The 2,538-nt window shown below is 67.9% G+C and carries 2 protein-coding genes; one reads left to right on the top strand and one right to left on the bottom strand.

Going from position 1 to position 2,538, the window contains the following annotated elements:
* Positions 1-599: 599 nt before the first annotated feature.
* Entirely contained in the window at positions 600-1,853 is a 1,254-nt protein-coding gene (locus SSP24_RS42210; protein ID WP_167529878.1) for an IS110 family RNA-guided transposase, read from the top strand.
* A gap of 11 nt (positions 1,854-1,864) precedes the next feature.
* On the opposite strand, the gene SSP24_RS42205 is transcribed toward SSP24_RS42210, so the two are convergent.
* Positions 1,865-2,392, bottom strand: coding sequence for a hypothetical protein (locus SSP24_RS42205; protein ID WP_141316535.1), 528 nt, complete (start codon positions 2,390-2,392; stop codon positions 1,865-1,867).
* Between the last annotated feature and the right edge of the window lie 146 nt (positions 2,393-2,538).

The raw sequence follows: 2,538 nt of genomic DNA, 5'->3' as shown, positions 1-2,538 counted from the left end.
ACCCGGCGAACCTAATCCGTAGTCAAGGGCGTCCCGACGGAGCGGAAGCTTCTGGGGATGTTCGAGTAGAGGCTGCGACGCCTACGGCGAACCGGGTCTGCTGAGACCTCCGCATAGAGCGGCGCGCGGTCCTCGTACTCATGGTGGTGGCAGCTGCGCGGGCGCCGGACGTATGCCTTTGAGCACGCCGGCCCATGTACGCCTAGTCATAGAGAGGCAGCATCCGGCGTCTCCGCAGCTGCCACCAGTGGCTCCACTCGGCGGCGTGGGGGCTGCGCGGGTGCCGAGCGGACGTCTCTACCTACCCAGCCTGGGGGGACCTCCCGGCACGCGATGCCTCCCGAAAGATCGGCGCCGTTCAGTGCCGCCGGGCGTCAACACCCACCGAAACATCACTCGTTGGTGTTGGTGGTGCGAGCCCGCTCCACGGTGACCTCTTGTGAAGCCAGAGCCGTCCGAGCTCCCGCAGAGACCGAGGCCCGTGGGACGAGCTGGTGCCACGAACGGCTACTGAGGTGGCGGACCGGCCAGAAGGGCTGAGTCCTGGGATTAGGTCGCTGCGTGGCCCGCATGAGCTCGTGACCAGCAGGAACAGCACGATGGAGGGGAAAGACTTGATCTACTGCGGCATCGACTGGGCCGAACGCACACACGACGTCGCCCTGGTCGACGACAGCGGCCAGTTACTGGCCAAGCGGCACATCACCGACGACGCGGCCGGCTACAAGATCCTGCTGGACCTGCTCGCCGAATACGGCGACACCGAGGAGAGCCCAATCCCAGTCGCGATCGAGACCTCCCGCGGCCTGGTCGTCGCCGTGCTGCGGACGGGCAAGAGGCAGGTCTTCGCGATCAACCCGATGGCCGCCGCCCGCTACCGCGACCGGCACTCCGTCTCCCGCAAGAAGTCCGACCCCGGAGACGCTCTAATCCTGGCCAACATCCTGCGCACCGACATGCATGCCCACCGGCCGCTGCCACAGGACAGCGACCTGGCCCGCGCGGTCGCCGTCCTTGCCAGGGCTCAGCAGGACGCGACGTGGAACCGGCAGCAGATCTCCAACCAGCTCCGGTCGCTGCTGCGGGAGTACTACCCGTCCGCACTGGCCGCCTTCGAGCCCTGGAAGAACGGTCTGTGCCGCCGGGAGGCGCACGAACTCCTCAGGGCGGCTCCGACACCGACGCGGGCCTCGCGACTGACACGCACGCAGCTGCAGGCCGCACTCAAGCGCGCCGGCCGCCAACGCGGCATCGAAGCCGAGGCCGACCGGCTCCGGGAGATCTTCCGCGCCGAATGGGCGCACCAGCCACCGCTGGTGGAGGACGCGCTCGGCAAACAGATGCTCGCGCTCCTGGTCCAGCTGGAGGCCGCCTGCGCCGCCGCCGACAATCTGGCCGAGGCGGTGGAGGAAGCTTTCCCTCAGCACCCGGACGCTGAGATCATCCTCAGCTTCCCCGGACTCGGCATCCAGCTCGGTGCCCGGGTGCTCGCCGAGATCGGAGACGACCGCAACCGGTTCGCCGACGCCCGCGGCCTGAAGGCATACGCCGGGGCTTCCCCCATCACCAGGGCCTCCGGCAAGAAGTCGAGCATCACCCGCCGGTGGGTGAAGAACGACCGCCTCAACCACGCCGGCTACCTCTGGGCCTTCTCCGCCATCACCGCCTCACCCGGCGCCAAGGCCCACTACCGGCGCCGCCGCGACGACCACGGGGACTGGCACGCGGCCGCCCAGCGCAACCTCTTCAACCGCATGATCGGCCAGCTCTACCACTGCCTTCAGTACGGCCGCCGCTTCGACGAGGCCGTGGCCTTTCCCGTCTCAGCCTCTGCGGTCGCGCACGTGGCCTGAATGCGGAAACCTCACACGAGTCCGGCGGCCCGCCGGAGCTTCGCCTGACCGGCAGCGTTGATCAGGCCCTCCGGCAGCATCGTCACCACACTCGCGTATTCCGCGAACACAGCCCTGCACTGCTCACGCTCAGGGTGATCGCTATCGCTGCCGAACCACAGCACCATGGCCTCGTTGCCGACCTCAATCGGCTCGGAGAACTCGGCGACCGTGATCAGACGTTCCAGCAACCCCGACCGCTCAGGGACCTGCGGGTCGCCTGCGAGACGAAGCAGAAACGGCAAGACTTCCGGCATGGCCGCGTTCATCTCGGCGATGCTGAACACGGTGTTGGTGAGCACACGCTGGGCCTCGGCCGCGGCAGCCCGATCGAGAAGGGCATACAGCAGCACCGGGATCGCGGCGGGACACCCGGGAAACTCGGACCAGCGGACCTCCTCACACCCGTGGAGGGCAGGATGCCCATAGCCAGCATCAGCTGCCTGCGGGTACTCGTGGAGAAACCGAGCGATCGCCGACTCCTTGGCGGCCAGGTCCATCCCGCACACCTGTCTGTCTCCCGTCTCGTCGCCATGAGCTCCAAGCTCCGCGTCAACCGCACTCTTGCGCGGCCGGAGATGCGCACGCAAGCCAAGACGGCAAGCCGATCTTGTTCGATCCCCCGGCGCCCACAGCTGCTGGACTT

The organism is Streptomyces spinoverrucosus, from assembly GCF_006539505.1.
Taxonomy (GTDB): domain Bacteria; phylum Actinomycetota; class Actinomycetes; order Streptomycetales; family Streptomycetaceae; genus Streptomyces; species Streptomyces spinoverrucosus.
This window is presented reverse-complemented; position numbering and strand designations above follow the sequence as displayed.

What these genes read in the sequence shown, in the direction of transcription:
- SSP24_RS42205 (WP_141316535.1), bottom strand. Translation starts at nt 2,392, where the DNA reads ATGGACCTGGCCGCCAAGGAGTCGGCGATCGCTCGGTTTCTCCACGAG.
- SSP24_RS42210 (WP_167529878.1), top strand. Translation starts at nt 600, where the DNA reads ATGGAGGGGAAAGACTTGATCTACTGCGGCATCGACTGGGCCGAACGC.